This window comes from Streptomyces sp. ISL-1, assembly GCF_018614585.1.
In the GTDB taxonomy this organism is placed as follows: Bacteria; Actinomycetota; Actinomycetes; order Streptomycetales; family Streptomycetaceae; genus Streptomyces; species Streptomyces maoxianensis.
In genome coordinates this window covers 184,493-211,004 of record NZ_JAGGOI010000003.1, presented here as the reverse complement: position 1 = coordinate 211,004, position 26,512 = coordinate 184,493, and the positions used below count along the sequence as shown (strand labels likewise).

The window sequence follows — 26,512 nt, the reverse complement described above, 5'->3', positions numbered from 1 at the left end:
CGGGGCCTTTCTGCGTTCAGGGTGCGGTCCTACCCCTGTGCAGGTGCCGACAGCGGCTGACGGTAGGGTCAGGGGGCATCGTTGGCACGTTCCACACAGGAGGCTCCCGGGTGGAGGTCCAGGAGACCCGCGTTCAGACGGACCGGGTACTCACCATCCCCAACATCCTCAGCATGGCGCGCCTCGCCGGCGTGCCACTCTTCCTGTGGCTGATTCTCCGCCCCGAGTTCGGGGGCCCCAACAGCGACGGCTGGGCATTGCTGGTGCTCATGCTGAGCGGTGTCACTGACTATCTCGACGGCAAGCTTGCCCGGCGATGGAACCAGGTCAGCAGGCTGGGGCGGCTTCTCGACCCGGCCGCCGACCGTCTGTACATCCTGTCCACCCTGGTGGGGCTGACCTGGCGCGAGATTCTGCCCATCTGGCTCACCGCGGCCCTATTGGCGCGGGAACTGATGCTGCTGGTGATGGTGGGAATCCTCCGGCGGCACGGCTATCCGCCGCCCCAGGTGAACTTCTTGGGCAAGGCAGCCACGTTCAATCTGATGTGTGCCTTCCCGTTGCTGCTACTCAGTGACGGCAGCGGGTGGCTTGCGTCACTGGCTGCTATTTTCGGATGGGCGTTCGCAGGATGGGGTACAACTCTGTATTGGTGGGCAGGGATCCTCTATGTGGTCCAGGTCCGCCGACTCGTCAAGGCGGACGCAGTGGCCGATTGACCTCGTCGATGCGGTGCCGTGCAGTGTTGCCGGCCGCGCATGGCGCCAGAGTGCCTTTTTGGGCGGGTGAAGTCGGCTAGACCGTCGTCTCTTCAAGGAGGACGCTTCCGACATGAAGGCCGTCGTGATGGCCGGTGGCGAAGGAACCCGACTTCGCCCTATGACCTCGAGCATGCCCAAGCCGCTCCTGCCGGTGGCCAATCGACCGATCATGGAGCATGTGCTGCGATTGCTGAAGCGGCATGGACTCAATGAGACCGTCGTAACCGTGCAGTTTCTCGCCTCACTCGTCAAGAATTACTTCGGTGACGGCGAAGAGCTCGGGATGGAGCTCACCTATGCCGATGAGGAGAAGCCACTCGGCACCGCGGGGAGCGTGAAGAACGCCGAGGAAGCACTCAAGGACGATACGTTCCTAGTCATTTCCGGTGACGCGCTCACAGACTTCGATCTCACTGATCTGATCGCCTTCCACAAGGAGAAGGGCGGATTGGTCACGGTCTGTCTGACGCGCGTGCCGAATCCGCTGGAATTCGGCATCACCATCGTGGACGAAGAGGGAAAGGTCGAGCGCTTCCTGGAGAAGCCGACCTGGGGACAGGTTTTCTCGGACACCGTGAACACGGGCATCTATGTCATGGAGCCCGAAGTATTCGACTACGTCGAGGCAGACGTTTCGGTCGACTGGTCCGGGGATGTGTTCCCGCAGCTCATGAAGGACGGCAAGCCGATCTACGGCTATATCGCCGAGGGCTACTGGGAGGACGTGGGCACGCACGAGAGCTATGTGAAGGCCCAGGCCGACGTCCTCGAGGGAAAGGTGGAGGTGGAGCTGGACGGCTTCGAGATCTCTCCCGGGGTGTGGGTGGCGGAAGGCGCGGACGTGCATCCGGACGCCGTGCTGCGCGGTCCGCTGTACATCGGGGACTACGCCAAGGTCGAAGCCAATGCGGAGATCCGCGAGCACACGGTCGTGGGCTCCAACGTCGTTGTGAAGAACGGTGCCTTTCTTCATAGGGCAGTCATCCACGACAACGTGTACATCGGGGAGCAGTGCAACCTCCGTGGCTGCGTGATCGGCAAGAACACCGACATCATGCGAGCCGCGCGCATCGAGGAAGGCGCCGTCATCGGTGACGAGTGCCTGGTGGGCGAGGAGTCGGTCATCCAGGGCAATGTCCGCGTCTACCCCTTCAAGACCATCGAGGCCGGCGCCTTCATCAACACCTCGGTCATCTGGGAGTCGAGAGGGCAGGCGCATCTCTTCGGCGCCAGGGGCGTCACCGGGATCCTCAATGTGGAGATCACGCCGGAGTTGGCGGTGCGGCTGGCAGGCGCGTACGCCACCACCCTCAAGAAGGGGGCGACGGTCACCACCGCGCGTGACCACTCCCGTGGTGCCCGCGCGCTCAAGCGGGCCGTGATCTCGGCTCTGCAGACCAGCGCCATCGATGTACGGGACTTGGAGAACGTGCCGTTGCCCGTCGCGCGGCAGCAGACCGCGCGCGGCAGCGCCGGCGGCATCATGATCCGTACATCTCCGGGTGTGCCGGACTCCGTCGACATCATGTTCTTCGACGAACGCGGAGCGGACCTCTCTCAGGCCGGACAGCGGAAGCTGGACCGGGTGTACGCACGCCAGGAGTACCGGCGGGCGTTCCCTGGCGAGATCGGCGATCTGTACTTCCCGTCCAGCGTCTTCGACTCGTACACCGGATCCCTGCTGCGCAACGTCGACACCTCCGGGATCGCCGAGTCGGGGCTGAAGGTTGTCATCGACGCGTCCAACGGCAGCGCCGGACTTGTTCTGCCGAGCCTGCTGGGCCGGCTCGGGGTGGACGCCCTGACGATCAACCCGGGCCTCGACGAGTCGCGGCCCACGGAGTCGGCCGACGGACGCCGGTCCGGGCTGGTGCGGCTCGGCGAGATCGTGGCCTCGGCGCGGGCCGCCTTCGGGGTGCGCTTCGACCCCGTCGGCGAGCGGCTCTCCCTGGTCGACGAACGAGGACGGATCGTCGAGGACGATCGTGCGCTGCTGGTGCTGCTCGACCTGATCGCCGCCGAGCGGCGCAGCGGGCGGGTGGCGCTGCCGGTGACCACCACACGTATCGCCGAGCAGGTGGCGGCGTACCACGGCACGCAGGTCGAATGGACGACGACGTCGCCCGACGATCTGACGCGGGTCGCGCGTGAGGAGACCACGATCTTCGGTGGTGACGGCCTCGGTGGCTTCATCGTGCCGGAGTTCAGCAGTGTCTTCGACGCTTCGGCGGCGTTTGTGCGGCTGGTCGGGCTGGTGGCCCGTACGCAGCTCACGCTGAGCCAGATCGATGCCCGCATCCCGCGGGCGCATGTGCTGCGGCGTGATCTGGCGACGCCCTGGGCGGTCAAGGGGCTGGTGATGCGGCGGGTCGTCGAGGAGGCCGGGGACCGGCACGTCGACACGACCGACGGAGTACGGGTGGTCGAGGCCGACGGCCGCTGGGTCATGGTCCTTCCCGATCCCTCCGAGGCCGTCACTCATCTGTGGGCAGAGGGGCCCGATGACGCTTCGGCCCAGGCGCTGCTCGACGAGTGGGCGGCCGTTGTGGACAGCGCCGGTCACTGAGGTGGGACAGGTGTGCCGGGAGGGGTCTTTCGACGGCTTCCGGCACACCGGTGGGGCCATTCGGCGGTAGCGCCTGCGACGTGCGACGATGTGCGGCATGTCGCAGCAGCCCCCCGTTCGGAGCACCGGCTCTCCACCCGCGCGTCCAGATGCGTCCATGTCGCTGCTGACGAACGTTATGGAGCACAGCCTCGACGACGGATACGCGGAGGCCGCGGCCCGCAGGGAGGCCGAGGGCGGGGGACTGCCCCGTACGCTGCGTGCGAAGCTCGGACTCGCCGCCGGTCTCGTGCTGGCGGCTCTGGTCGTCACCGTCGGGGCCGCGCAGGCGCGGATATCGGCACCGGTCGTGGCGAAGGAGCGTGAGGAGCTCATCGACCGGATCGGTACCGAGACGGCCGACGCCGACGCGTTGGAGGAGAGCGTCGACAAGCTCCGGGACGAGGTGGGGGACCGGCAGCAAAAGGCCCTCAAGACGCAGGGCGGGGGCCAGGGGGAACTCGTCGCACTGCTCTCCGGCGCCACCGAGGTCGAGGGGCCGGGTGTGAAGCTCGTCGTCGACGATGCGAAGGACACCGACCAGGGCGGCGACGGGCCGCGGGAGACCAGCGGCTTCAGCGACACCGGCCGGGTCCGGGACCGCGATATGCAGCGGATCGTCAACGGGCTCTGGGAATCGGGTGCGGAGGCCGTCGCGATCAACGGGCAGCGACTGACCGCCCTGTCCGCGATCCGCGCGGCGGGCGACGCCATACTGGTCGACAACAGGCCGCTGGTGCCGCCGTACACCGTGCTTGCCGTGGGGGACGGCAAGAAGTTGAGCACTGCGTTCCAGGACAGTGCCGATGGGCAGTATCTGCACGCGTTGCAGGAGAACTTCGGTATCCGCACCAGCATCTCCAGCGAGGAGAAGGTGCGTCTGCCGGCGGCGCCGAGCTTGATCGTACGTACAGCAGAGCCGAAGACCGCCGACGCCGGTAAGGGCAACGGGCAGGGCACGGCTGACACAGGGAAGGGCACATCGTGATCGCCGTACTGGGCCTCGTCGTGGGAGTCGTGGTCGGACTGTTGGTCCGACCCGAGGTACCGGCGGTGGTCGAGCCCTATCTGCCGATCGCTGTCGTCGCTGCTCTCGACGCGGTCTTCGGCGGCCTTCGGGCCATGCTCGACGGGATTTTCGTGGACAAGGTCTTCGTCGTCTCCTTCCTGTCGAATGTGGTGGTGGCAGCGCTGATCGTGTTCCTGGGCGACAAGTTGGGCGTCGGCGCCCAGCTGTCCACGGGTGTGGTGGTCGTGTTCGGCATCCGAATTTTCTCCAACGCTGCCGCGATCCGCCGGCATGTGTTCCGGGCGTGAGGCCGATGAACAGCGAAGAGAACCCGAAGGGCGAGACCCCGAAGAGCGAGAACCCGAAGGGTGAGGAGCCGGAGGCGGTTGCGCCGTCGGCGGGACGGTCCGAGCCCGACCGGGGCGGTCCGGACCGGCCCGATCAGCCCGAGCAGGGGCAGGCTGAGCCGGATCAGCCCCAGGCCGAGCAGCAGACCGGCCGCCAACGACTCGTCGCGGTGCTGTGGCCGCCGCGGGTCAACCGCGCTCAACTCATCGTCGCCGTACTGCTGTTCGTCCTCGGTCTGGGGCTTGCCATCCAGGTCAGCTCGACCAGCGACAACAGCGCGCTGCGCGGTGCCCGCCAGGAGGACCTGGTGCGCATCCTCGACGAGCTCGACAACCGCACACAGCGCCTCGCGGACGAGAAGCAGCGTCTCGAGACCCAGCGCACCGAACTGGAGAGCAGTTCGGACCAGGCGGAAGAGGCGCGTAAGCAGACGCGGCAGAAGGAGCAGCAACTCGGCATCCTGGCCGGCACGGTCGCGGCGCAGGGCCCCGGCATCACGCTGACCGTGGAGGACCCGTCCGGAACCGTGGAGTCCGACATGCTGCTCGACGCGATCCAGGAACTGCGCGCCGCCGGTGCGGAAGCAATCCAGGTCAACGACATCCGCGTTGTCGCTGACACGCATTTCACAGGTACGGGTGGTGAGATCGAGGTGGACGGCAAGAAGATCACCGCGCCGTACCGCTTCAAGGTCATCGGCAGGCCGCAGGATCTGGAGCCCGCCCTCAACATCCCCGGCGGTGTGGTGCAGACGCTGGAGAAGGAGCAGGCCACCGCCAGGGTGGAGCGTTCGCAGAAGATCGTCGTGGATGCCTTGCGACCTGCGAAGCGGCCTGACTACGCTCGGTCGTCGGCGCAGTGAGGCGGGGGTGCATGGGGTCGGGCGGACCAGGGCATGACGTTGCGGGGGGTCGACACATCACAAGCGTGCCGCCTGGTGGAAACTGTCTGGTGGTTACGGACGTTGTGAGGATGTCCGGGTCGGCAGGTGTGATCATTGAGGGTTCGTCCTGCCCCACGGGCGGGTCTATTTCGGTCAAGGGGAATCGCCCGTGAAGTTGTTTGGGAAGTTGTTCGGCAAGAGCGCACGCGAGGACGGCGGCAACGCCAGGCATCGCGCACCGCGCCATGGCGAGAGTGAGGAGCAGGGCGCTGAGCGGCCTCTCTTCCGGGACGAGGTCGGTGGCCCGGGTGGTGACATTTCGGGCGGTCAGGGCGCGTCGTCTGTTGACCCTGCCGGTCCCGGCCGCATAGGTTTCGGGGAACCATCAACCTCAAGTACGGGTGGAGGGTTTTCCTCCGACCCGTATGCGACCAATCCCCACGCGGGGCAGCCGCGGCAGGAGGATCCTTCCATGTCGGCCTTGGTTTGTACGAGGTGCGGGCACCGCAATGCCGAGGCCAGCCGGTTCTGCTCCAACTGTGGCGCGCCGCTGCGTGCCGGGACGCCGGCGGAGCGCCCTTCGGAGACGACCTCGACGATCTCCATCTCCGGTATCGAGGCGTACGACTCGGAGGTGACGGGACAGACGCAGGTTCCGTCGCTCTCTCCCGAAGCCCAGGCGGCCGTCGACGCACTGCCGCTCGGCTCGGCGCTCCTGGTGGTGCGCCGCGGACCGAATTCCGGCAGCCGCTTCCTGCTGGACGGCGACCTGACCACGGCCGGCCGTCACCCGCAGAGCGACATCTTCCTCGACGACGTCACCGTTTCGCGGCGTCACGTGGAGTTCCGCAGGGGTCCGGACGGCAGCTTCAGCGTCGCGGACGTCGGCAGTCTCAATGGCACGTACGTCAACCGCGAGCGGATCGACTCGGTCCTCCTGTCGAACGGCGACGAGGTCCAGATCGGCAAGTACCGTCTGGTCTTCTACGCGAGCCAGCGGGGCGTGTGACCCTCCCCCAGACTCTGTCTGGGGGGACCTCAGGGAAGGTACATGCTGCGAACACCGACGGGCGGTGCCGGTCACGGCACCGCCACAGCGGGCGAGAGGCTGATGAGCATCGGTATGGTGCTCAGTCGGCTGCGCGACGAGTTTCCCGAAGTGACCATCTCCAAGATCCGTTTTCTGGAGACCGAGGGTCTGGTCGAGCCCCGGCGCACCCCGTCCGGGTACCGCAAATTCAGCCCCGAGGACGTGGAGCGGCTGGCACAGGTGCTGCGGATGCAGCGGGACCACTATCTTCCGCTGAAGGTCATCCGCGAGCATCTCGACGCCCTCGGCCGCGGCGAGCAGGTGCCGCTGCCCACGCAGGGGCCGCAGCGGGAGCTGCTCGACGGCGCCTGGGAAGCCGACTCGGAGCGGGTGACCGCGGCCCGGGTGGGCCGTTCGGAGCTTCTCGCGGCCGCCGAGGTGAGTGAGGCGGAGCTGGACGAGTGGGAGTCGTACGGCCTGCTCGCGCGGGACGAGGACGGCGGATACGACGCCGAATCGGTAACTGTCGCACGGCTGGTCGCGGATCTGGGGAGATTCGGCCTCGAACCCCGGCATCTGCGATCGATGAAAGCCGCCGCAGACCGCGAGGCGGGACTGGTCGAGCAGGTGGTCGCACCCTTGCGGCGGCACCGTAATCCGCAGACCAGGGCGCACGCCGCGGCGACCACGAAAGAGCTGGCGGCCCTGTCTGTGCGGCTTCACGCGGCCCTGCTGCAGACAGCCCTCGGGGTCCGGCTGCACTGATCTTGGGGGAGCCCGACTACCCAAACCGGTCGGGCAAGTCCTAGGGTTGCTGTGTGAACGAGCTCGACGTTGTGGGTGTCCGGGTCGAAATGCCCTCGAACCAACCGATCGTGCTCCTGCGTGAAGTGGGAGGCGACCGGTACCTCCCCATTTGGATCGGTCCCGGGGAGGCGACCGCCATTGCCTTTGCCCAGCAGGGCATGGCACCGGCAAGGCCGCTGACGCATGACCTCTTCAAAGACGTGCTGGAGGCCGTGGGCCAGGAGCTCACCGAGGTCCGCATCACTGACCTGCGTGAAGGGGTTTTCTATGCGGAGCTGGTCTTTGCCAGCGGAGTCGAGGTGAGTGCGAGACCGTCCGATGCCATAGCGCTTGCCCTGCGCACCGGTACGCCGATCTACGGCAGTGACGGGGTGCTCGACGACGCGGGAATCGCCATTCCGGACGAGCAGGAGGACGAGGTGGAGAAGTTCCGCGAGTTCCTCGATCAGATCTCGCCCGAGGACTTCGGTACCAACAGTCAGTGACCGCCGAGACGGGCGGAGTTGGCACATTCGAGTAGCCTTTCCCCGAATACGGGCACGAGAAACCACTCTCAGGGTGATTATCACTCGGCGTGCCGAGTGTGGCGATCGTTGACGCACCCCGGGTGACTGCCTACCGTCGACATGGCAGGTCAAGGACGGAGGTCGGCGTGAGAAATAGCGGCGACGGTGCGGCAGGGGGCGTCCCCGGACGGAGTCTGGGGGAGGGCGGGCCGTATCCGCTCCACGAGAGTTCGGCCGACCCCTCCAGGGAGACGATCGGCTACCGGGGGCCGACCGCGTGTGCGGCGGCGGGAATCACCTATCGGCAACTCGACTACTGGGCGCGTACCGGGCTGGTCGAGCCCAGCGTGCGGTCGGCGTACGGATCGGGCACCCAGCGGCTCTACAGCTTCCGCGATGTGGTCGTCCTCAAAGTCGTCAAGCGTTTTCTCGACACCGGTGTGGCGCTGCAGAACATCCGCACCGCGGTGCAGCATCTGCGGGCGCGGGGCTTCACGGACCTCGAACGCATGACGCTCATGAGCGACGGCGCCACGGTTTACGAGTGCTCCTCGCCCGACGAGGTGGTCGACCTGCTGCAGGGCGGTCAGGGGGTCTTCGGGATCGCCGTCGGCGTGGTGTGGCGGGATGTCGAGACGGCGCTGTCGCAGCTGCACGGCGAGCGGATCGACACCGGCGAGACCCTCGTCGGGAACAACCCCGCGGACGAGCTGGCCAGGCGCAGGCGCGACCGGGCCGTCTGAGCGCCGACGCCAGGCTTCGTTGGCCTCGCTCGCCCGGATGGCTCCCCGTCCCTCGGCGCCATTGTCAGTGGCGTAGGGCAGCATCGGACATGTGAGAACCGCGCCGACGATTCTGCATCTGGACATGGATGCCTTCTTCGCCGCCGCCGAACAGGCGGCGAAGCCGAGTCTGCGCGGAAAGCCGGTGGTCGTCGGGGGGCTCGGGCCGCGAGGGGTCGTCGCCACCGCTTCGTACGAGGCGAGGCGCTTCGGGGTGCACTCGGCGATGCCGATGGCGCAGGCAAGGCGGCTGGCTCCGAACGCCGCGTATCTCGTGCCGCGCTTCTCGCTCTACCGCGCTGTCAGCGAGCAGGTTATGGACCTGCTCGGCAGGCTCTCGCCACTGGTGGAGCCGCTGAGTCTGGACGAGGCCTTCGTCGACCTGGAGGCGGGGGGCTCGGCCGACGACGCGGCTTCCGCGCGGGTGGCCGGTGAGCGGCTGCGGCGGGACATCCTTGCCGTCACCGGGCTGTCGGGGTCCGTCGGGCTCGCGGGCTCCAAGATGCTCGCCAAGATCGCTTCCGAGCAGGCGAAACCGGACGGCCTGTTGCTCATAGAGCCGGGCACGGAGCGCGAGCTGCTCGGGCCGATGTCCGTGCGGACGCTGCCGGGGGTGGGGCCTGCCACGGGGGAGCATCTGCGGCGGGCCGGGATGACGACAGTCGCCGAGCTGGCGGAGGCGGGCGAGGACGAGCTCGTACGGCTGCTGGGCAAGGCGCACGGGACCTCGCTGTTCCGGATGGCCATGGGGTACGACGACCGGCCGGTGGTGGCTGAGCGGGACGCGAAGTCGGTGTCGGTGGAGGACACCTTCGATGTGGATCTGCACGACCGGGTGCGGGTGCGGATCGAGGTGGAACGGCTGGCCGACCGGTGTGTGCGGCGGCTGCGCGAGTCCGGGCACTCGGGGCGGACCATCGTGTTGAAGGTGCGGCGGTACGACTTCTCCACGCTGACGCGCTCGGAGACGCTGCGGGGGCCGACGGATGACCCGGAGGTGGTGCGGGAGGCCGCCGGGCGGCTGTTGGAGGCGGTGGACACCACGGGCGGGGTGCGGCTGCTGGGGGTGGGCGTGACGGGGCTGGCGGACTACACGCAGGAGGATCTCTTCGCGCAGGCCGCGGCTGTTGAGCGGGCCGAGCGTGAAGCAGACGAGGAGGTGGCTGAGGCCGAGCGGGAGGCGCACGAGGTCGACGACGCGGCGGGGGCGGGGACCCGGGCGGGGCGGGGTGCCTGGACAGGCGTGGAGGGCGCGGCGGGAGCCGGCACCGACTCCCGGGCCCCGGCGGGAGGCGCTGCCGGAGCCGAGGCCGGGGCTGGAGCGCCAGCGGTAGCAGGTGAGGGTGTGGGCGCAGCGGGAGGGGCAGGAGTCCGGGCGGGAGCAGGTGATGGGGCGGGGGCGGGGGACACCCCCGGGGGAGCGGCCGCAGCCGGAGCGCAGGCCGGAGTGGAAGCCGGGACAGGGACAGGGGGCGCGGCGGGAGGCTCGAGCGGAGCGGAGGCCCGGGCGGCGGGAGCGGGAGCTGGGGCCGTGACCCGAGCCGGGACAGGGACAGGGGGCGCGGCAGGAGGCTCGAGCGGAGCGGAGGCCCAGGCGGCGGGAGCGGGAGCTGGGGCCGTGACCCGAGCCGGGACAGGGGCAGGGGCAGGGGCAGGGGGCGCGGCGGGAGCCCAGGCCGGAGCAGAGGCCCGGGCGGGAGGGGCCTCAGAGGGAGCCCGGGTCGGGGCAGGGGCCTCGGCCGGAGCCCGGGTCGGGGGAGCCGAGCGCGAGGCGCTTGCGGCGCGGCGGTGGGCCGCCGGGCACGACGTCCGGCATGCCGAGTACGGGGCGGGATGGGTGCAGGGCAGCGGGCTCGGGCGGGTCACCGTGCGGTTCGAGGAACCTGGGTCGCCGCCGGGGCGCGTACGCACCTTCCGGGTCGACGACCCCGATCTGGAGCCCTCCGACCCGCTGCCCCTCGTCGGGCAGCCCACGGCGGTGGAGGGTGCGGGTCAGTCCTCCGGGCCGGCCACGCGGCCGAAGGACCTGTCCCCCGAGGAGGGGGCCGGCGTCTCGGGTGCCTCGGAGAGGTCGAGGCCGTAGTGGTGGTAGAGCTGAAGTTCCTGCTCCGGGGAGAGATGGCGGCCGACGCCGAAGTCCGGGGCATCCCTGATCAGCGAGCGCTCGTAGGGAACATGCAGGGTGTCGTCGACCAGCTTGCTCGGCTCCAGCGGGACGAACGCGTCCCGGCTGAACAGGCCGGTTCGCACGGCTGCCCACTCGGGCACTCCCGTGGCATCGTCCAGGTACACCTCGTCCACAGTCCCGATCTTGTGGCCGTTGCGGTCGAACGCCTTGCGGCCGATCAGGCTGCGCGGATCGATATCGGTCTGCACGGTCCCTCCAATTGGTCGCAACTGCTCTGTAAATACTACAAAAGTGCACATCGGGGGTGTCGGCCACTTGAGCGATCGCCGAGGGGGCGCGCTGGTAGGCTGGCAAACGGCTGCTGACCCCGTGCGGGAGAGTCCACCGGTGAACGTGCCGGCGGCGCCGAAGGAGCAAATCCTCCCCGGAATCTCTCAGGCCCCTGTACCGCACGGACGAGGTCACTCTGGAAAGCAGGGCGGGCGTCGGACGGCATCCGCTCTCACCGACGGTGAAAGCCGGAGCGTCACATCCGTGCGCCCCGGTGAAACTCTCAGGTTGAGATGACAGAGGGGGAGGCCGTCCGGGCATCCGCGCCGTGGTGCCCCTCGCCGGTCGTGTCAGACCAGGAGGCCTCCTATGACCGCCAACCGCATTCCGCTCTCCCAGCTGGAGCGAGGCATCCCCTTCGAGCAGCGCCACATTGGGCCCGACGCCGAGGCCCAGGCGAAGATGCTGGCGCAGGTGGGCTACGGCTCGCTCGACGAGCTGACCGCCGCCGCGGTGCCAGATGTGATCAAGAGCGCGGAGGCGCTGAACCTCCCGGGCGCGCGCACCGAGGCGGAAGTGCTCGCCGAGCTGCGCACCCTTGCCGACCGCAATCAGGTGCTTGCCCCCATGATCGGCCTTGGTTACTACGGCACCTTCACGCCGCCGGTGATCATGCGCAATGTCATGGAGAACCCGGCCTGGTACACCGCGTACACGCCCTACCAGCCGGAGATCTCGCAGGGCCGGCTCGAGGCGCTGCTCAACTTCCAGACGATGGTCGCCGACCTGACCGGTCTGCCCACCTCCGGCGCCTCGCTGCTCGACGAGAGCACGGCCGCCGCCGAGGCCATGTCGCTGGCCCGCCGGGTCGGCAAGGTCAAGAACGGCGTCTTCCTGGTCGACGCCGACACCCTGCCGCAGACCCTCGCGGTGATCGAGACGCGCGCCGAGCCCACCGGCGTCGAGGTCGTCACCGCCGACCTCAGCGACGGCATCCCGGCCGAGATCGCTGAGCGCGGCGTCTTCGGCGTGCTGCTGCAGTACCCGGGCGCCTCCGGCGCCGTACGCGACATCAAGCCCGTCATCGCGCAGGCGCACGAGCTCGGCGCGATCGTCACCGTCGCCGCCGATCTGCTGGCGCTCACCCTGCTCACCTCGCCCGGGGCCCTGGGCGCGGACATCGCGGTGGGCACCACGCAGCGCTTCGGCGTCCCGATGGGCTTCGGCGGCCCGCACGCCGGTTACATGGCCGTACGCGAGAAGTTCGCGCGCAGCCTGCCCGGCCGGCTTGTCGGCGTCTCCGTGGACGCGGACGGCAACAAGGCGTACCGGCTCGCGCTGCAGACCCGCGAGCAGCACATCCGCCGCGAGAAGGCCACCAGCAACATCTGTACCGCGCAGGTGCTCCTCGCCGTGATGGCGGGGATGTACGCCGTCTACCACGGCCCGAACGGGCTCAAGGGCATCGCGCAGCGCACCCACCGGTACGCCGCGGTCCTCGCCGAGGGTTTGCGGTCCGGTGGGGTCGAGGTCGTGCACGGGGCGTACTTCGACACGCTGACCGTACGGGTGCCGGGCAAGGCCGCCGACGTCGTGGCCGCCGCGCGTGAGGGCGGGGTCAACCTCCGCCTCGTCGACGCCGACCACCTCTCCATCGCGTGCGACGAGACCACGACCCGTACCCAACTGGCCGCCGTCTGGGCCGCCTTCGGCGTCGAGGCCGACGTCGAGGCCCTGGACGCGGCGAGCGGCGACACTGTGCCGGCCGACCTGCTGCGCTCCGACGACTACCTCACCCACCCGGTCTTCCACCAGCACCGTTCCGAGACGGCGATGCTGCGCTACCTGCGCAAGCTCGCCGACCGCGACTACGCGCTGGACCGCGGCATGATCCCGCTCGGTTCCTGCACCATGAAGCTGAACGCGACCACCGAGATGGAGCCGGTCACCTGGCCGGAGTTCGGGCAGATCCACCCCTTCGCGCCGGTCGAGCAGGCCGCCGGATACCTCACGCTCATCCATGAGCTCGAGGAGCGTCTCGCCGAGGTCACCGGATACGACGCGGTCTCCATCCAGCCCAACGCCGGTTCGCAGGGCGAGTTCGCCGGTCTGCTCGCCGTGCGCGCCTACCACCGGGCAAACGGCGACGACCAGCGCACCATCTGCCTCATCCCGTCCTCCGCGCACGGCACCAATGCCGCCAGCGCCGTGATGGCGGGCATGAAGGTCGTCGTGGTGAAGACCGCCGACGACGGCGAGGTGGACATCGAGGATCTGCGCGCCAAGATCGAGCAGTACCGCGACGAGCTCTCGGTCCTGATGATCACCTACCCGTCCACGCACGGCGTGTTCGAGGAGCATGTCGCCGACATCTGCGCGCAGGTGCACGAGGCCGGCGGCCAGGTGTACGTCGACGGCGCCAACCTCAACGCGCTGGTGGGCCTCGCCAAGCCGGGCAAGTTCGGCGGCGACGTCTCGCATCTCAATCTGCACAAGACCTTCTGCATCCCGCACGGCGGCGGCGGTCCGGGCGTCGGCCCGGTCGGCGTACGGGCGCACCTCGCTCCGTACCTCCCGAACCACCCGCTCCAGCCGACCGCCGGTCCCGAGACGGGGGTGGGCCCGATCTCGGCCGCTCCCTGGGGCTCGGCGGGCATCCTGCCGATCTCCTGGGCGTACGTACGGCTGATGGGCGGCGAGGGCCTCAAGCGCGCGACGCAGGTCGCCGTGCTCGCCGCCAACTACATCGCCAAGCGCCTGGAGCCGCACTACCCCGTGCTCTACACCGGCCCGGCCGGTCTGGTCGCGCACGAGTGCATCGTGGACCTGCGGCCGCTGTCGAAGGCGACCGGAGTCAGCGTCGACGACATCGCCAAGCGCCTGATCGACTACGGCTTCCACGCGCCGACGATGTCCTTCCCGGTGGCCGGCACGCTGATGATCGAGCCCACCGAGAGCGAGGACCTGAACGAGATCGACCGCTTCTGCGACACCATGATCGCGATTCGTGGGGAGATCGAGAAGGTCGCTTCGGGCGAGTGGCCCGCGCAGGACAACCCGCTGCGCAACGCACCGCACACCGCGGCGGCGCTGGGCGGCGAGTGGGAGCACGCGTACAGCCGCGAGGACGCGGTCTTCCCGGCCGGGGTGAACGCCGCGGACAAGTACTGGCCGCCGGTGCGCCGGATCGACGGTGCCTTCGGTGACCGTAACCTCGTCTGCTCCTGCCCGCCGATGGACGAGTACGACAACTGACGGACACGGCGGCGCACATGCGTCGGGGCCGGTGCGGAGATCCGTCTCCGGGCCGGCCCCCTTGTCGTACGGACGGCGTTAGGCGGCCGTCATCACCTGCCCGCTCCCACGCGGCCGGTGCGGCGCGATGATCTGGCCGTCCGGCAGCAGCTCACCGGTGTCCTCGAAGAGCAGGACGCCGTTGCACAGCAGGCTCCAGCCCTGCTCCGGGTGGTGCGCCATGAGACGGGCGGCTTCCCGGTCGGCTGAGTCGGATGTCGGGCAGGCTGGTTTGTGCTGGCACATGGGTGGGTTCTCTCGCTGCGTTGTAGTGACTGTGACTGTCCTGCGGCTCGATGAGGTGTTCATGGCCGCCCCCCGTATCTGTCGGTCGGATCCCAGTGTTGCCCCACGGGCGTCAATCCGCAGGGATTTCGCGGCAGCTCTTCTTACTGGTTAATGACGTATCACCCGGGCGGACGGTTCAGCTCAACTCCATTGTCCTTTCGGGTGGTTCGGGGTGGCCGGTATGGGCTAGTCCGGATGGGGCAGCAATGCGCCCCGCGACCGAGTGGTCACGGGGCGCGAAGGGGGCGTGAGCTGGGCTCGAGCGGCTCGCGAGCGAGGGTGGACGGTCAGGCCGGGGAGCCGAGCAGTGGTGCGGGTGTGAGCCGCAGGGTCATCAGCGGCAGCAGATCCGCGACCCGGTGCGGCCGGTGGGCCGTGATGCCGGGAGGCGCCGGGCGCAGCGGCACCAGGACGTCGGTCGGACGGGGTGTGCCGGCCGAGGCGTCGGCGTCCGTGTCGCCGTGCAGCCAGAGGGTGAGCATGTAGAGCTCGGGGATGGAGAGCAGTCTTGGCTGGAAATGAGTCCCCATGGACTCGGCCTGGCGCAGCGCCCGTTCGGTGGAGCTCAGATAGGGCCCTTCGAAGAAGTGGGAGAAGGTCCAGCCGTCGGGGGTGAGGATCGTGTCCGCCGCGGCCACGGCTCGTTCGCCGCTGCGGATCAGGAAACGCCAGCCCGTGAGGCGGGTGTAGGGGGCACTGTCGCTCGGGACGATCTGATCCAGTACATGGACGGGAAGCGGCAATTCGGGGCTCAGAGATCCCTGGACGGACCTGAGAGCGGGCGTACGGGCCTCGCGGACGGCTGTCGGGGAACCGAGTGCCGCGAGGACGCTGCGCAGGGCAGGCGCGGGAGCCGGGGGGACATGCAGCGGCATGATGGGTCGCCTCTCACTTCGGAGACACGTTGGTGCAAGGGTTGGTGCGATGGCAGGTGCGGACGGCGCTGTCAGCGTGCGGGGCCAGAGGGGGCCGGAAAGGCCACCGGGCGCCAACTCTCTGCCTCGTTCACGGAGTTTATACGACTCGCGTTCTCACAGTGTTTCCGCTAGCGCTCGAGCGTATTTCCGGCAAGGGTGTATCAGGTCTTTTTGTTGCGGTTTTTTCTCCCGATTTTCCGTGACGGCAGGTCCGCAGCCTGGGATTTTAGCGGCCGAGCGGTAGGCCGAAACCTGTCGGGGCTTTTCACCAGGCATCGAGCGGTGGTAACTGCGTAGTGCATCATGCCGACGGAATGTGCCGCTCGAACACTCGGCACACGCTACCGGCAGCGGACCGTTCGCGGGGCGTTATAGATCGGCCAGTCTGGGCATTATCGTCCGTGACGCGAGCGGCTGAGGCTGCGTGGTGCCCACTCGAGGAGGGACGCTTCGATGGGGGAGAAGGTCGTGGCAGGCGGGATCGACCTGTCCGATCGGCTGAGGTACCGGCGAAAGTTGCAGCAGTGCCTCGCGGGTCTGGGGAGGCTCCTGGCGGAGAAACGGTTCGACCGGCCCAGAAATCTCATGGGCCTCGAGATCGAGCTGAATCTGGCAGGTGCCGACGGGCTGCCGCGGATGATGAATGCGGAAGTTCTGAAGCGCATCGCGAGCCATGATTTCCAGACCGAGCTCGGTATGTTCAACCTGGAAGTAAATATCGTTCCGCACCGGTTGAGCGGGCGTGTTCTGGACCAGCTGGCCGAGGAGTTGCGCACCGGTCTCGGATATGCGCACCGGAAAGCGGCCGAGGTGGGCTCGGGGATCGTGATGATCGGAATTCTGCCGACGCTCGCCCAGCACGACCTGGTCTCCGCGAATCTCTCCGACGTCGACAGATATATGCTGCTCAACGACCAGATCGTGGCGGCACGCGGCGAGGACTTCACGCTCGACATCGAAGGCGTGGAGCGGCTGACCTGCACCTCGGCGTCGATTGCTCCCGAGTCAGCCTGCACCTCGGTGCAGTTGCACCTCCAGGTGACGCCTGCGCGCTTCGCCGATGTGTGGAACGCCGCGCAGGCGGTGGCCGCCGTGCAGGTCGCCGTGGGCGCCAACTCGCCCTTCCTGTTCGGCAGGGAGCTGTGGCGCGAGTCGCGGCCGCCGCTGTTCCAGCAGGCCACCGACACCCGACCGCCCGAGCTCCAGGCCCAGGGGGTCCGGCCGCGTACCTGGTTCGGCGAGCGCTGGGTGAGCTCGGCGTACGACCTCTTCGAGGAGAATCTGCGCTACTTCCCAGCCCTGCTGCCGATCTGCGACGAGGAGGACCCCCTGCGAGTGCTCGACGACGGCGGCGTACCGCGGCTTCAGGAACTCGTCCTGCACAACGGCACGGTCTACCGCTGGAACCGCCCGGTCTACGGAGTCGTCGACGGCGTGCCCCACCTACGGGTGGAGAACCGCGTACTGCCCGCCGGGCCCACGGTCACCGATGTGATCGCCAACACCGCCTTCTACTACGGGCTGGTGCGCGCGCTCGCCGAGGAGGCCCGGCCGGTGTGGAGCAAGCTGCCCTTCGCCGCCGCGGCCGACAACTTCGACACCGCGTGCCGCCACGGTATCGACGCCGAGCTCCAGTGGCCGCGACCGGGCCGGGCCGGCGGCATCACGCGAGTACCGGTCGTCAAACTCGTACGCGACGAGCTGCTGCCGCTCGCCGCGGCGGGACTGGACGCGTGGAACGTCGAGCCTGCCGACCGCGACTTCTACCTCGGTGTGATCGAGGAGCGGTGCAAGCGGCGGGTGAACGGGGCGTCGTGGCAGGTCGACACGTACCACCGCGCGCTGGAGGCCGGTCTCGAACGGGACGCCGCCCTCGCGGCCACCACCCGCCGTTACTGCGAGCTGATGCACGAGGGCGAGCCGGTGCACACCTGGCCGGTCGGCTTCCCCGGTGCGCACTCCTGAGCGGGCCTCCACTGAGCGGGTGCGGGCCTTCACTGAGCGGGCCTTCGTTCAGAGGTACTCACTGAGCGGCGGTTCCGCCCGCCTGGCCGACGGCCATGATCGCCTTGAGGATCACGGTCTGGATCTCGGCCGGGTCGCTGACCTGGTAGCCGGCCCCGCCGGTCGCCCTGGCGATCTGGTCGACCTCCGAGAGGTCGGCGTCGGGCCCGACCGCGATGGCGATCAGCGGCACCGGGCGCTCCGTGTCGGTGCGCTCCTTCAGCTCGGTGATCAGCGAGCTGCGGGAGATGCCGAACTGGTCCTGGTTGGCGCCGTCGGTGAGGATGACCACGGCGTTGAACTTGCCCTCCGCATAGGTGGCCTGGGCCTCTTTGTAGGCCGCGAGCGTCGTGTCGTAGAGACCGGTCGCACCGTCCGGCACGGGCGCGAGCTCCTCGAATGCCTTGGCCAGCCGCGCCCGCTGGGTGCCTTCGCCCTTGGCGGGAGCGCCGAGCCGCGCCGTCGCCACCAGCTGGCGGTAGTCCCGCGGGCCGTCGAGCCCGGCCGCGAACTCCCACAGCCCGATCTCGTCATCGGGCGTGAACTGGTCAAGCGCCTGGAGGAGGGAGGCTTTGGTGACATCGAGCCGGCTCTGCGAGCCACGGCCCGGCACCGGCAATCCCATGGACCCCGAAACGTCGACGACCGTGCTCAGCCGGGCGCTCCGCACGGTGATGGTCCACAGCCCCAGCGTCTCCTCGAGGGCGTCCGACGACAGCGGCGCGGCCGCGACCTTGGACGCGTCGTACGGCTGTGGGTCGCTGCCGCCCGCGGCGCGTACGAGGCTGTCGTCGACCGTGTTGTCGGCAGGGCGGAAGCCGTGCGCCGCCAGCGTCCGCCGGGACTCCTTCTCGCCGAGCAGCGCCACGAAGCGGGTGGCGGCCCGGCCCTCGTCGGTGCTCAGGCCGCCCTCGTCGACCAAAGTGAACGGATAGTCCAGCCGGGGCGTGGCGTCATTGGGATAGAACAGATCGAGGTCGCCGGCGCCGTCATGGGCGGAGTTGTAGGCGAAGGCGGCCTGCTCGGACAGGAACACGGCCTGGTTGCGGCGGGAGTCGGCCCCCGTGCCGGAATCGGGCGCCAGGGTGCGCAGGAGCTGCGCGTCCGCCTCGGAGACCCGCTGCGACAGCAGTTTGGCGGTGGCCGCGACCCTGGTGTCGGCCTCCGGGCCCTCCTGCGCAGTGGACCGGGAGACGCTGGTGAGCGCGAGCAGCCCGGTGGCGCTGCGGGCGGGGTCGGCGGCGCCGAGGCGGATCTCGTCCGTCGCGGTGGTGGCTGCCGCCAACTGCGCCCAGGTGTACGTCTTCGTGGGCCAGCCCAGCGTGGCGCCCGCCGAGTGGACCGTGGCCAGGGCGACCGGTGACACGGCGACATTGCCGGCCGGTGTCAGCGGTACTCCGTCCTCGAGCGCCTTGGCGCGCTGGGACCACACGCCTGAGTCGGGCACCCAGACTTCGTAGTCGGGCGTGGCGCTGGCGGCGGCGAGTTCCTGCGCGACCTCGTAGTTCTCGCGGGCGGTGACGCGTATGTCCATGCACTGACCGTCCGAGGTGATCTTCTCCTCGCGGGCGCGGTCGGCGACCTCGCGCACGGCCGGGGCGATGTCGGGGGAAGCGACGACGTCGAGGCGCACGGTGGAGCCCTCGCACGGCTCCGCGAAGGACAGCAAGCCGCTCTGCGCGGCGATCCCCGTCCCCGCCGCCACTGCCAGGAGGAGCATCGTGGCGATGGCGATCGTACGACGGCGTTCACGCGGACGGGACCTGGCTGTGTCCCTCGCCCTGTCGTCGGGCAAGCTGTGACGTCCCATGCGGTGGTGCCCTCCTTGAAACGATGAACAAGGAAAAGGGGACCGCGTCATTGCGATGACGCACGTCCCCCGGCCTGTCGCGTGCGATCTTCGTACCTGCATTCGAGACCCTAGCGGGGCGAGGATGTGGATGAGGCGGGATTACTCAACTGGAGGCAGGTGTGCAGGCGGAGGCGGGACGCGTGGCTGATTCTCATCCTCAAGGGGGCATGTCGCGAAGGATCTTGCGGTCCGAGACACTGCTCGTGCTCGCGGTCTCGCTGGGTGCGAGCGCAGTGTCCGCGCTGATCAGCTTCGTGGGTTCGCTGACGAAGCCGGGTGCCCTCAAGGAGCAGGCGGCGACGCTGAACGGGTCGTACGCCCCTGGGCGGCCGTGGCTCGATCTCGCCTGGCAGCTCTTCGACATCGCGACGGGTCTGGTGCCTGTACTGCTCGTCGGGCATCTGCTGCTGCGGGATGGCGTTGGGCTGCGGGCGATCGGTTTCGACCGGAGCAGACCATGGTCCGACCTCGGGCGCGGCGCCCTCGTCGCGGCGGGCATCGGCAGCGCCGGGCTCGCGTTCTATCTGGTGGCGCGGGCCTCCGGGTTCAACCTCACCGTGGTGCCGGAGGCGCTGCCCGAGGTGTGGTGGAAGTACCCCGTGCTGATCCTGTCGGCGATCCAGAACTCCGTACTGGAGGAAGTGATCGTCGTCGGGTATCTGCTGCGCAGACTGGGGCAGTTGGGCTGGTCGCCGATGGCGGCGCTGGTGGCGAGCTCGGTGCTGCGTGGTTCGTACCACCTCTACCAGGGCATCGGCGGCTTCGTCGGCAACATGGTGATGGGTGTTGTCTTCGTGCTGCTCTACCGGCGGTGGGGGCGGGTCGGGCCGCTGGTGGCCGCGCACGCGCTGCTCGACATCACGGCCTTCGTCGGGTACGCGCTGCTGGCCGGGAAGGTGGGATGGCTGCCCACGCCGTGACCGCTGGACGAAGGGGCGTACGGCGGCTGCCGTACGCCCCTCGGCGTGTGCGGATGCCGGTCGGGCCGTCGTCAGCTGCTCGGCGTGGTCAGCAGCTCGCCGTCGATGACCGTGACGGCGTTTCCGGTGAGCAGGGTGCGCTCGCCGCGCAGTGAGGTGCGGACCAGGCCGGAGCGGGCGGAGGCCTGCAGGCCGGTCAGTTCCGTACGCCCCAGACGGGCGGACCAGAACGGAGCGAGTGCCGTGTGCGCGCTGCCGGTCACCGGGTCCTCGTCGATGCCGACCCGGGGGAAGAAGCCGCGCGAGACGAAGTCGTAGGAGCCGGCGGGGTCTTCGGCGGCCGCGGTGGCGATGACACCGCGCTCGGAGTGGGCCGTCAGCGCGCGGCAGTCCGGAGTCAGCGCCCGCACGGCCTGCTCGTCGGCCAGTTCGACGACCAGGTCGCCGATGTGCGGGCCCGTGTAGTGCGCCGAGACGACCTTGGCGCCGAGCGCCTCGGCGACGCCGTCCGGGACCTCGACTGGGGTGAGCGGGGAGGTCGGGAAGTCGAGGGTGATCATGCCGTCCTCGTGGGCGGTGGCGGCGAGGATGCCGCAGAGCGCGGCGAAGCGCACCGTGCCGCTCGCGTTGCCGGTGGTGTGCAGCACATGGGCGGTGGCCAGCGTGGCATGGCCGCACATCTCCACCTCGGTGGCCGGGGTGAACCAGCGCAGCGCCCAGGCGGCCTCGCCGCCGGCGGGCAGGGGGTGGGCGAAGGCGGTCTCCGAGAGGTTCACCTCGGTCGCCACCCGCTGCAGCCAGGAGTCGTCAGGGAACCGGTCGGAGTCCAGGAGCAGGACTCCGGCGGGGTTGCCGGTGAAGGGGCGGTCGGTGAAGGCGTCGACGATTCGAATCCGCATGAGCTGACCGTAGGGGCGGCGCAAAGCCGCAGGCCAAGGCCAATCCGGGGTTGCTGGACCGATTGAGCATTGCCAGTTGGCGGCTTCCGATATATCGTTGACGCATCGCGACAGATCAATGATGGAAGGAGCGTAACGATGCGTTCACATGGACAAGAGCACGGTCAGGGTCATGGGCACTGCGGGCCCGGCCATCAGGGTCGGGGTGACTTCGAGGGGCGGCGCGGGGCGTTCGGCCCGTTCGGGCCGCCGTTCGGCGGACCCTTCGGTGGCGGACGCGGTCGTGGCGGCGGCCGGGGAAGGGCGCGGCGCGGTGATGTGCGCGCTTCGATCCTGGCGCTGCTCAAGGACCGGCCGATGCACGGCTACGAGATGATCCAGGAGATCGGCGAGCGCAGCGGCGGGGCCTGGCGGCCCAGCCCGGGCTCGGTCTACCCGACGCTCCAGCTGCTCGAGGACGAAGGTCTCATCACCAGTGCGAGCGAGGGCGGCAAGAACCTGTTCACGCTCACCGAATCGGGGCGCGCCGAGGCCGAATCGGGGCCGGAGGCTCCGTGGGAAGAGGCCGGGCGTGGAGTCGACTGGGAGACGGTCAACGAGATCCGGCAGGCCGGGTTCGGCCTGATGGAGGCGTTCGGCCAGGTCTGGAAGACCGGCAGCACGGAGCAGCGGCAGAAGGCCGTCGCCGTGATCAACGAAGCCCGCAAGAAGCTCTATCTGATCCTCGCCGACGAGCACTGAGTACGTCGGAGAGGTGCGAGGAAGGGCCCCGTGCAGCCGCGCGGGGCCCTTCCTCCTGAGCAGGTGTACGGGGGATGGGGGCGAGTCTCAGGTGACGAGTCCGGCCAGCTTGCGCAGCGATTCATTGAGTGCGGCGGTCGCGGAGTCCTTCAGCTTGCCCGCCATCAGCGATACGGCGGCGCCGGTGAACTCCCCGTCGATGCGCACCTTTGTGCCGTCCCCGTCCGGGGTGAGCGTGTAGCGGTTGGCGACGCTGACGCCCATCGGGCCTTTGCCCCTGATCCCCAGCACGCGGCCGGCCTCGAACTCGTCCACGGTCCAGGCCACTTCGGCCGGGAATCCCATGAGCTTCATGTTCTCCTCATAGGTGGCACCGAGCCCCAGGGGCGCCGGACCGCCCTTGGGGAAGCTGGTGTGGGTGGCGTTCCACTGGCCGTAACCGGAGAAGTCCGTCAGCCGGGCCCAGACCTTCTCGGCCGGTGCCTCGATACGGGCCTCGGCGCTGACTTCGGCCATACGACCACCCCTTCGTGTCGGCTTACGGTGTCGCGGAACGTAGCCGCACCTGCCGGAACATTCAATACTGATGAACAGTCAGATCTCTTCGGGCGGTGGGACATGGCTGCCCACGTGCTGATGGCAAGGCGGCGCGCGCTCCCTCAGGGAGAGCTGTCTTGATCTCATCCGTAAGGAGGAGAAACCGGTCGGGTGTGCCCAACCTCCGTCGGATGGGCAAATGGGCCCCGACGGCGACGCACGGGCTCCCGGGAGCTGATGAGGTGGGAGATGTGCAAAGCCCTGTCCCGTGGGTGCCTCAACAGCCCGCCGCCACCCGCCCGGAGATCGACGCCAGACTCACCGCGGAGCTGGCCTCGGTGGTCGCGACTGCGCGCAGGAGGGCCCTGCGCGACGGCGACCGGCAGATCGACACGGCCCATCTGCTGCACTCCCTGATCGAGTCGGACCCCGAGGTCCGTGCCGCTCTCGGTGCCGGCCCGCAGATCGCGCGGGTGCTCGGCTATCTCGTGCAGCGCAGCATCGGATACGGGCTGCGCTGGCAGGGCTCGGTGGAGGACTCGGGCACCGTTCCCGTCGTACGCGCGACGGATGCGGAGGCGTCGGGATGGTCGCCTTCGGCGGCCGCCGCGATGGAGGGTGCGCTGGCGCGGGCACAACTGCGGGGCGCCGCGCGAGCCGGGGGGATCGATCTGCTCGCCCGCCTCGCCGCGGATCCGGAATGCCGGGCAGTGCAGGTGCTGCGGCGGGCCGGGGTGGACGCGGAGCTGCTGGGCGGGCGGATAGCGGCCGAATAGCGCCGGACGACCCAACGGCGGCCCAGAGTTCTCGACATGTGTCACGGGGGTGACGGTCCTGACTTGCGCTGACATGATGTGCCGATGCACGCGTCTCAGGTTAGGAGCGCCGGCCTGGGACTCGCCCTGGGCTCGGCGTTCGCATTCGGTGGATCAGGTGTCGCGGCCAAGCCGCTGATCGAAGCGGGTCTCGACCCGCTGCATGTGGTGTGGTTGCGAGTGGCCGGCTCCGCCCTCATCATGCTGCCGGTGGCCTGGCGCCACCGGGACCTGGTGCTGCGCAGGCCCGCACTGCTCGTCGGCTTCGGACTGCTCGCCGTCGCGGGCGTACAGGCCTGCTACTTCGCGGCGATCTCCCGGATCCCGGTCGGCGTCGCGCTGCTCATCGAATATCTCGCCCCCGCGCTGGTTCTCGGCTGGGTCCGCTTCGTGCAGCGCCGGCCCGTCACCCGGGCCGCGGCGGTCGGCGTGGTCCTCGCGGTCGCCGGGCTCGCGTGCGTCGTCGAGGTGTGGGCGGGGGTCGGCTTCGACGCGATCGGGCTGCTGCTCGCGCTGGCCGCGGCATGCTGCCAGGTCGGCTACTTCGTCCTGTCGGACCAGGGCGGCGACGGGGACGACGCGGCGGATCCGCTGGGCGTGATCGCGTACGGACTGCTCATCGGCGCGGCGGTGCTGACGCTGGTGGCGCGGCCGTGGGGGATGGACTTCTCGCTGCTCGGCGGGAGCGCGGACATGGGCGGTACGCAGGTGCCGGCGGCGCTGCTGCTGGGCTGGATCGTGCTGATCGCCACGGTGCTGGCGTATGTCACCGGGGTCGTCTCGGTACGCAGGCTCTCCCCGCAGGTGGCGGGTGTGGTGGCATGCCTGGAGGCGGTCATCGCCACGGTGCTGGCGTGGGTGCTGCTGGGGGAGCATCTGTCGGCGCCGCAGATCTTCGGTGGTGCGGTCGTGCTGGTGGGGGCGTTCATCGCGCAGTCACAGGCGCCGAAGGCGGCGTCGGGCCCGGTGGCGGGCGGCGGGCTCGCGGAGGGTCCGCCGGTGCACGGTGAGCGTGCCGTCGCCGATGGCGAGTTGTCGGCCCCGCACGCCGGACCGTAAGGTGGCGATCATGCATTCGACCGCACTTCCGCCGCCTGCCTCCTAGCGCGGGCCGCCACTTTCTGACGAAGACCGGGCTCGGGGTGTTCCCGAGCGGTTCGTCGCTGCCCGCGTGACGCAGTCGAGCGATCACCCATCCCGTTCTTCATGCACGGAGAAGTCACGTGTCGAATGTTTCCTACGCGCCTGCTGTCAGCCTGCCCGTCGGGCGGAGCCTGCTCTTTCTGATCTTCGCCGGAGTCGCGTGGGGGACCGCCGGCGCGGCCGCTTCGCTGGTCTTCCGGGTGAGCGATCTCGGTCCTCTCGCGCTGTCGTTCTGGCGCTGTGCGGGGGGTCTGGTACTCCTGCTGGGCGCGCTCGCGCTGCGGGCCCGGCGTACACCTGTGGCCAGGCGTTTTGTCGCGCCCGTCGAGCCGCGACGGCGCCGGCTGCTGCGCATTCTCGGTACGGGAATCGGGCTCACCCTCTTCCAGAGCGCCTACTTCGCGGCCGTCCAGGCGACCGGTCTCGCCGTGGGCACGGTCGTCACGCTGGGCGCGGGGCCGGTCCTCATCGCCGTCGGCGCGCGGCTGACGATGGGGGAACGGCTCGGGCGGGGCGGCGTCGTCGCCGTCACCGGGGCGCTTGCCGGTCTGTTCGTGCTGGTTCTGGGCGGCGAGAGCGGGACGGTACGGCCCGTGGGGGTCGCGCTCGCGCTGCTCTCGGCGGCCGGGTACGCGGCGATCACGCTGCTGACACGGTGGCTGGGGCGTGATGGGAGCGGTGACTCGCTGGCCACGACGGCGTGGGCGTTCGCGATCGGGGCGGTGGGGCTGCTGCCGATTGCACTGGCGGAGGGACTGTTGCCGCACACCGCGGATCTGGGTCAGGTGGTCTGGCTGTTGACGTACGTCGCGGCGGTGCCCACGGCGCTCGCGTACGCGCTCTACTTCGCGGGGGCGGCGGTGGTGCGGTCGGCGACGGTCTCGGTGATCATGCTGCTCGAGCCGGTGAGCGCGGCGGTGATCGCGGTGACGGCGCTGGATGAGCGGCTCACGGCGGCGACGGTGGTGGGGACGGCGCTGCTGCTGACTGCGGTGGCGGGGCTGGCGGTGGCGGAGACGCGGGTGGCGGTGGGGAGGGGGTAGACGGGTGCGGGGTTGCGGGGTGGGGCCGGTCGCGTGCGGCGGGCTTCTCCCCACCCCCGCCGCCCTTCCCACCGCCCCTTCCCGCAACTCCGGCTCGCACCGGAGCGCGGGGCGGAACGGCGGGCGCCGACTCCGCGGCGCCGCGGGTGGCCGGGGGTCGGTGCCGGGGCTCCTTGCCCGGAACTGGGCGGGCCCGCACTTGCGGCCTCGGCAGGCGCTCCGCGGGCCGCCGCCTGTCGCCGCCTCACGCTCCCGTCAAGTACCCCGGTACCCCGATCGAGTCGTCCAGGTCCGCCGCCGGGATCGGTGTGCCCTGCCCGGTGGTCAGCGGGACCACTCCCGTCCAGTACGGGAGTTCCACGTCCTCCGGGTCGTCGCTCGGGCCCCCCGTGCGGAGCTTCGCCGAGACCTCCGTCAGCGTCAGGCGCAGGACCGCCGTCGCCGCCAGTTCCTTCGGGTTTGCCGGGCGGGAGTCGAGTGAGCGGCCCGGGACGACACTGTCGACCAGGGCGTCGAGGGCGGTGCGCTTCTCCGCCGGGTCGGTGACCTGGCGGGCGGTGCCGTGGACCACGACCGAGCGGTAGTTGATCGAGTGGTGGAACGCCGAGCGGGCCAGCACCAGGCCGTCGACGTGGGTGACCGTCAGGCACACGTCGAGGCCGAGGTCCGCTTCGCCCGCCATGCGCAGGGGGCGTGAGCCCGTCGAGCCGTGGATGTACAGGTGGTCGTCGACGCGGGCGAACAGCGTCGGCAGGACGACCGGCGCGCCGTCGCGGACGAAGCCGAGATGGCAGACGTATGCCTCGTCGAGTATGGAGTGGACCAGCTCGCGGTCGTACGCGGCGCGGTCCCGGGAACGGGTGGGGACGGTGCGTTCGGTCGGCTCGTAAGCGTCCGGCATTGCGAACTCCATTGCATTAGTGCATAATC

Annotated in this window: 24 protein-coding genes and 1 riboswitch; of the genes, 17 read left to right on the top strand and 7 right to left on the bottom strand. The window is 69.5% G+C overall.

Going from position 1 to position 26,512, the window contains the following annotated elements:
* Positions 1-110 precede the first annotated feature (110 nt).
* The 10 genes from J7E87_RS02155 to J7E87_RS36050 all read left to right on the top strand — a co-directional run bounded on the left by J7E87_RS02155 (position 111) and on the right by J7E87_RS36050 (position 10,814).
* Positions 111-719, top strand: a complete 609-nt coding sequence (locus J7E87_RS02155) for a CDP-alcohol phosphatidyltransferase family protein (RefSeq protein WP_215089214.1) — start codon at positions 111-113, stop codon at positions 717-719.
* 112 nt (positions 720-831) lie between these two features.
* Entirely contained in the window at positions 832-3,327 is a 2,496-nt protein-coding gene (locus J7E87_RS02150; protein WP_215089212.1) for a mannose-1-phosphate guanyltransferase, read from the top strand.
* 97 nt (positions 3,328-3,424) lie between these two features.
* Entirely contained in the window at positions 3,425-4,354 is a 930-nt protein-coding gene (locus J7E87_RS02145; protein WP_215089210.1) for a DUF881 domain-containing protein, read from the top strand.
* Positions 4,351-4,683, top strand: coding sequence for a small basic family protein (locus J7E87_RS02140; RefSeq protein ID WP_023543062.1), 333 nt, complete (start codon positions 4,351-4,353; stop codon positions 4,681-4,683). Before J7E87_RS02145 ends, J7E87_RS02140 begins: the two co-directional genes overlap by 4 nt.
* Positions 4,684-4,688: 5 nt before the next feature.
* A complete protein-coding gene (locus J7E87_RS02135) occupies positions 4,689-5,585 on the top strand; it encodes a DUF881 domain-containing protein (protein ID WP_215089208.1) in 897 nt (298 codons plus the stop codon).
* A gap of 148 nt (positions 5,586-5,733) precedes the next feature.
* Positions 5,734-6,615: an FHA domain-containing protein gene (locus tag J7E87_RS02130; protein WP_251016858.1), complete on the top strand. Its 882-nt coding sequence runs from the start codon at positions 5,734-5,736 to the stop codon at positions 6,613-6,615.
* Between the two features lie 42 nt (positions 6,616-6,657).
* Positions 6,658-7,401: a MerR family transcriptional regulator gene (locus tag J7E87_RS02125; RefSeq protein ID WP_215089205.1), complete on the top strand. Its 744-nt coding sequence runs from the start codon at positions 6,658-6,660 to the stop codon at positions 7,399-7,401.
* Between the two features lie 53 nt (positions 7,402-7,454).
* On the top strand, positions 7,455-7,928 hold the full coding sequence (locus J7E87_RS02120; protein ID WP_006123076.1) for a bifunctional nuclease family protein: 474 nt from the start codon (positions 7,455-7,457) through the stop codon (positions 7,926-7,928).
* A 167-nt stretch (positions 7,929-8,095) separates the two neighbouring features.
* On the top strand, positions 8,096-8,692 hold the full coding sequence (locus J7E87_RS02115; RefSeq protein WP_215089203.1) for a MerR family transcriptional regulator: 597 nt from the start codon (positions 8,096-8,098) through the stop codon (positions 8,690-8,692).
* A 91-nt stretch (positions 8,693-8,783) separates the two neighbouring features.
* Positions 8,784-10,814 (top strand): DNA polymerase IV, encoded by a 2,031-nt coding sequence (locus J7E87_RS36050; RefSeq protein WP_308312808.1) that lies wholly within the window; start codon positions 8,784-8,786, stop codon positions 10,812-10,814.
* Here the strand turns inward: J7E87_RS36050 and J7E87_RS02100 are convergent.
* The gene (locus tag J7E87_RS02100; protein ID WP_308312807.1) at positions 10,724-11,107 is read right to left on the bottom strand and encodes a PRC-barrel domain-containing protein; all 384 of its coding nucleotides are present in this window, start codon (positions 11,105-11,107) and stop codon (positions 10,724-10,726) included. The genes J7E87_RS36050 and J7E87_RS02100 overlap by 91 nt on opposite strands.
* A gap of 114 nt (positions 11,108-11,221) precedes the next feature.
* Positions 11,222-11,319, top strand: a riboswitch (glycine riboswitch).
* 179 nt (positions 11,320-11,498) lie between these two features.
* Between J7E87_RS02100 and gcvP the strand changes: the two genes are divergently transcribed.
* The gene (gene gcvP / locus J7E87_RS02095; RefSeq protein WP_215089201.1) at positions 11,499-14,384 is read left to right on the top strand and encodes an aminomethyl-transferring glycine dehydrogenase; all 2,886 of its coding nucleotides are present in this window, start codon (positions 11,499-11,501) and stop codon (positions 14,382-14,384) included.
* A gap of 78 nt (positions 14,385-14,462) precedes the next feature.
* On the opposite strand, the gene J7E87_RS02090 is transcribed toward gcvP, so the two are convergent.
* Both J7E87_RS02090 and J7E87_RS02085 read right to left on the bottom strand, forming a co-directional pair.
* A complete protein-coding gene (locus J7E87_RS02090) occupies positions 14,463-14,669 on the bottom strand; it encodes a DUF5999 family protein (RefSeq protein ID WP_215089199.1) in 207 nt (68 codons plus the stop codon).
* Positions 14,670-14,998: 329 nt separating this feature from the next.
* The gene (locus J7E87_RS02085; RefSeq protein ID WP_215089197.1) at positions 14,999-15,586 is read right to left on the bottom strand and encodes a hypothetical protein; all 588 of its coding nucleotides are present in this window, start codon (positions 15,584-15,586) and stop codon (positions 14,999-15,001) included.
* Between the two features lie 495 nt (positions 15,587-16,081).
* Here J7E87_RS02085 and J7E87_RS02080 point away from each other — a divergent pair, with 495 nt between their 5' ends.
* The gene (locus J7E87_RS02080; protein WP_215089195.1) at positions 16,082-17,593 is read left to right on the top strand and encodes a glutamate-cysteine ligase family protein; all 1,512 of its coding nucleotides are present in this window, start codon (positions 16,082-16,084) and stop codon (positions 17,591-17,593) included.
* A gap of 58 nt (positions 17,594-17,651) precedes the next feature.
* Here the strand turns inward: J7E87_RS02080 and J7E87_RS02075 are convergent, their stop codons facing one another.
* Positions 17,652-19,442 carry a substrate-binding domain-containing protein gene (locus J7E87_RS02075; RefSeq protein WP_215089193.1) on the bottom strand — a complete coding sequence of 597 codons (1,791 nt, stop codon included), beginning with the start codon at positions 19,440-19,442 and terminating at the stop codon, positions 17,652-17,654.
* A 209-nt stretch (positions 19,443-19,651) separates the two neighbouring features.
* On the opposite strand from J7E87_RS02075, the gene J7E87_RS02070 reads away from it, so the two are divergent.
* Complete coding sequence (locus tag J7E87_RS02070; protein ID WP_251016822.1) at positions 19,652-20,404, top strand: CPBP family intramembrane glutamic endopeptidase; 753 nt, start codon at positions 19,652-19,654, stop codon at positions 20,402-20,404.
* Positions 20,405-20,475: 71 nt separating this feature from the next.
* Here J7E87_RS02070 and J7E87_RS02065 read toward each other — a convergent pair whose 3' ends face one another.
* Positions 20,476-21,303: a PhzF family phenazine biosynthesis protein gene (locus tag J7E87_RS02065; protein ID WP_215089189.1), complete on the bottom strand. Its 828-nt coding sequence runs from the start codon at positions 21,301-21,303 to the stop codon at positions 20,476-20,478.
* 138 nt (positions 21,304-21,441) lie between these two features.
* Here J7E87_RS02065 and J7E87_RS02060 point away from each other — a divergent pair, with 138 nt between their 5' ends.
* Positions 21,442-22,044 carry a PadR family transcriptional regulator gene (locus tag J7E87_RS02060; RefSeq protein WP_215089187.1) on the top strand — a complete coding sequence of 201 codons (603 nt, stop codon included), beginning with the start codon at positions 21,442-21,444 and terminating at the stop codon, positions 22,042-22,044.
* Between the two features lie 87 nt (positions 22,045-22,131).
* On the opposite strand, the gene J7E87_RS02055 is transcribed toward J7E87_RS02060, so the two are convergent.
* Entirely contained in the window at positions 22,132-22,560 is a 429-nt protein-coding gene (locus J7E87_RS02055; protein WP_215089185.1) for an SRPBCC family protein, read from the bottom strand.
* 272 nt (positions 22,561-22,832) lie between these two features.
* On the opposite strand from J7E87_RS02055, the gene J7E87_RS02050 reads away from it, so the two are divergent.
* The 3 genes from J7E87_RS02050 to J7E87_RS02040 all read left to right on the top strand — a co-directional run bounded on the left by J7E87_RS02050 (position 22,833) and on the right by J7E87_RS02040 (position 25,582).
* Positions 22,833-23,357, top strand: coding sequence for a Clp protease N-terminal domain-containing protein (locus J7E87_RS02050; protein WP_308312806.1), 525 nt, complete (start codon positions 22,833-22,835; stop codon positions 23,355-23,357).
* Positions 23,358-23,441: 84 nt separating this feature from the next.
* Positions 23,442-24,455 carry a DMT family transporter gene (locus J7E87_RS02045; RefSeq protein WP_215089182.1) on the top strand — a complete coding sequence of 338 codons (1,014 nt, stop codon included), beginning with the start codon at positions 23,442-23,444 and terminating at the stop codon, positions 24,453-24,455.
* Between the two features lie 164 nt (positions 24,456-24,619).
* The gene (locus J7E87_RS02040) at positions 24,620-25,582 is read left to right on the top strand and encodes a DMT family transporter (protein WP_215089181.1); all 963 of its coding nucleotides are present in this window, start codon (positions 24,620-24,622) and stop codon (positions 25,580-25,582) included.
* 244 nt (positions 25,583-25,826) lie between these two features.
* Here the strand turns inward: J7E87_RS02040 and J7E87_RS02035 are convergent, their stop codons facing one another.
* On the bottom strand, positions 25,827-26,483 hold the full coding sequence (locus J7E87_RS02035; protein ID WP_251016821.1) for a pyridoxamine 5'-phosphate oxidase family protein: 657 nt from the start codon (positions 26,481-26,483) through the stop codon (positions 25,827-25,829).
* Positions 26,484-26,512: the final 29 nt, after the last annotated feature.